This is a genomic window from Polynucleobacter sp. 39-46-10 (genome assembly GCF_002282275.1).
In genome coordinates, this window is sequence record NZ_NCJB01000281.1 from 1 (window position 1) to 3,020 (window position 3,020).

Below are 3,020 nucleotides of genomic sequence, written 5' to 3' on the forward strand. Positions count from 1 at the left end.
CTGCTTGACTAAGTTTGCTCGAACACGAGAAAGATCACCTTCATCTAAATCGGAATAACGCTCATAGAGCATTTCTGCAACAACGCAATTCAGAATCGAGTCGCCTAAAAACTCAAGGCGCTCATTATTTTTCTTGCTATGACTACGGTGTGTAAGCGCTTGATTGAGCAGCTCTAGTTTTTTAAACGTGTAGCCCAGTTGCGCTTGCAGCGGTGCAGTTTCGATAACGGCGCGGGCATTCATGGTCTTATTCGAAGCCGCCAATGCGACCTAGATCTCCGAGGTTCAGCCAAACAAAGAATGCTCTTCCTACGATATTTTTATCCGGCACAAATCCCCAGTAACGAGAATCAGCACTATTGTCACGGTTATCGCCCATCGCAAAGTAATGACCGGCAGGCACCTTGCAAGTAAGTCCAGCATTAATGTATTGGCAGTTTTCAAATCCAGGAAAACGCTCTGCAGGGAACATGCCAACAGGTCTATCAGGATGATTCAATATCTCATGCTTGTTGCCACCCAGGTCAGCAGGAAATGATTCTGAAAACCGCTTGGCATAGCGCATATTTTCTGGATCAAGGTAAGGCTCGCCGCCGCTATATTGCAAAGGCTGATCATTTACCGTTAAGCGCTTGTCTTGGTAAGTAATAGTGTCTCCAGGTATAGCGACTACACGCTTAATGTAATCAATGGATTCATCACGTGGATAGCGGAACACCACAACATCACCACGTTTTGGAGACCCTAGATCAACTACCTTCTGATTAATCACTGGCAAACGAATGCCGTAGGTAAATTTATTTACCAGAATAAAGTCGCCAATCTGTAGGGTTGGGATCATGGAGCCCGATGGAATTTTGAATGGCTCTACAAGAAATGAGCGCAGCACAAAGACCGCGCAAATTACCGGGAAGAAACCAGCTGTATATTCCAACCACAATGGCATGCGATCGATACCAGCCACACGTCTTTGCGGGGCAAAGTAGTAACGGTCAGCAATCCAAGCAATGCCTGAGACCACTACCAAGATAAAAAGGATGAGAGCAAAATTCATTAATCGTCCACCTGCAAAATGGCTAAGAAGGCTTCTTGTGGAATCTCCACATTACCTACTTGCTTCATGCGCTTCTTACCTTCTTTTTGCTTCTCTAGTAATTTGCGTTTACGAGAAATATCCCCGCCATAACACTTAGCCAATACGTTTTTACGTAAGGCCTTCACGTTTTCACGAGCAACAATATTGCTACCGATCGCCGCCTGAATGGCGACATCAAACATCTGACGCGGAATAATGCCGCGCATCTTAGCAACCACTTCGCGCCCGCGATGCTGACTGTTGCTACGATGGACAATCACCGAGAGAGCGTCAACTCGCTCACTATTAATGAGAATGTCGACTTTAACCACATCAGCCGGACGATATTCTTTGAACTCGTAATCCATGGATGCATAGCCACGCGAGATGGATTTCATCTTGTCAAAGAAATCCAAAACAATTTCAGCCATAGGCAACTCATAGGTGAGCTTCACTTGACGACCAAGGTAGTTCATATCCATCTGAATACCGCGCTTACCAACACATAGCGTAATGATCGAGCCGACATACTCTTGCGGCATGTACAGATTGACCGTCACAATCGGCTCAAGAATCGTATTGATTTTGCTAGCCTCGGGCATCTTTGACGGGTTATCTACCGACAAGATAGTGCCGTCTGACTGCTCAACTTGGTAAACCACCGTTGGAGCAGTGGTGATGAGGTTCATACCGTATTGACGCTCTAAACGCTCTTGCACAATCTCCATATGGAGAAGACCTAAGAAGCCGCAGCGGAATCCAAAACCAAGTGCTTGTGAAACCTCAGGCTCATACAAGAGTGAAGCATCATTTAATTGCAGCTTCTCTAAAGACTCTCGGAGTTGATCGTATTCACTAGACTCAACTGGGTACAGACCTGCAAAAACCTGTGGCTTTACTTCTTTAAATCCAGGAAGCGGCTCGGTAGCAGGAACTCGACCTTGTTGTCCGGGTGTATGGGTACCGGTATCGCCCACCTTGGCCGCTTTCAGCTCTTTGATGCCAGCAATCACGAAGCCTACCTGGCCAGCAGATAACTCTGGGCGATCTACGGACTTCGGGCTAAACACGCCAACATGCTCGACCAAATGACTTGAGCCATTTGCCATCAAGGTGATTTTTTCTTTTGGCTTTAAGGTGCCGTTCACAACGCGCACTAGCATCACTACGCCAACGTAGTTATCAAACCAAGAGTCAATAATTAAAGCCTGCAAAGGATCTGCTGCATTACCCTTGGGTGGGGGTACGAGCGCAATCATTTCTTCAATGACATCCTGTACACCCAATCCAGTCTTAGCTGAACAGGTCACTGCGTCTGATGCATCGATCCCAATAACATCTTCAATTTCTTTTTTGGCTCGCTCCGGATCTGCCTGCGGCAAATCAATCTTATTGAGAACTGGTACAACCTCAACACCCAACTCCAGCGCCATATAGCAATTAGCAACTGTTTGAGCCTCAACGCCTTGACTTGCATCCACCACCAAAAGCGCACCTTCACATGCAGACAGCGAGCGACTTACTTCATATGAAAAATCGACGTGCCCTGGCGTATCAATCAAATTGATGTTGTAGGTTTTACCGTCTTTAGATTTATAAGTAAGCGCAGCTGTTTGCGCCTTAATGGTGATACCACGCTCACGCTCGATATCCATCGAGTCGAGAACTTGTGCCTCCATTTCACGATCAGAGAGACCGCCACAAAGTTGAATGATCCGATCAGCAAGCGTGGATTTGCCGTGATCAATGTGAGCGATGATAGAAAAATTGCGGATTAAATCCATAGCGTCTTATGTGGTCTTCAAAAAACGCCTTGTCAGAACGCACCACGATGATGCGCTGCAAAAAGCCGTCTTAAAGTGATTGTAATGGGTGGCGCCAAAATAGCGCCAAACCCATTTATTTCACCCAAAAACCTCTGTTTTCGCTTATTTTGGCCTTACTG

The 3,020-nt window shown here is 46.3% G+C and carries 3 protein-coding genes; all 3 read right to left on the bottom strand.

All coding sequences use genetic code 11. The features are described 5' to 3' along the window. A partial coding sequence (locus B7X71_RS14355) for a ribonuclease III domain-containing protein (protein WP_293601113.1) occupies positions 1-243 on the bottom strand: 243 nt, incomplete at its 3' end. Positions 244-247: 4 nt separating this feature from the next. Then, positions 248-1,054 carry a signal peptidase I gene (gene lepB, locus B7X71_RS14360; protein WP_215301497.1) on the bottom strand — a complete coding sequence of 269 codons (807 nt, stop codon included), beginning with the start codon at positions 1,052-1,054 and terminating at the stop codon, positions 248-250. Then, positions 1,054-2,859 carry a translation elongation factor 4 gene (gene lepA, locus B7X71_RS14365; RefSeq protein WP_293601115.1) on the bottom strand — a complete coding sequence of 602 codons (1,806 nt, stop codon included), beginning with the start codon at positions 2,857-2,859 and terminating at the stop codon, positions 1,054-1,056. Before lepA ends, lepB begins: the two co-directional genes overlap by 1 nt. Positions 2,860-3,020: the final 161 nt, after the last annotated feature.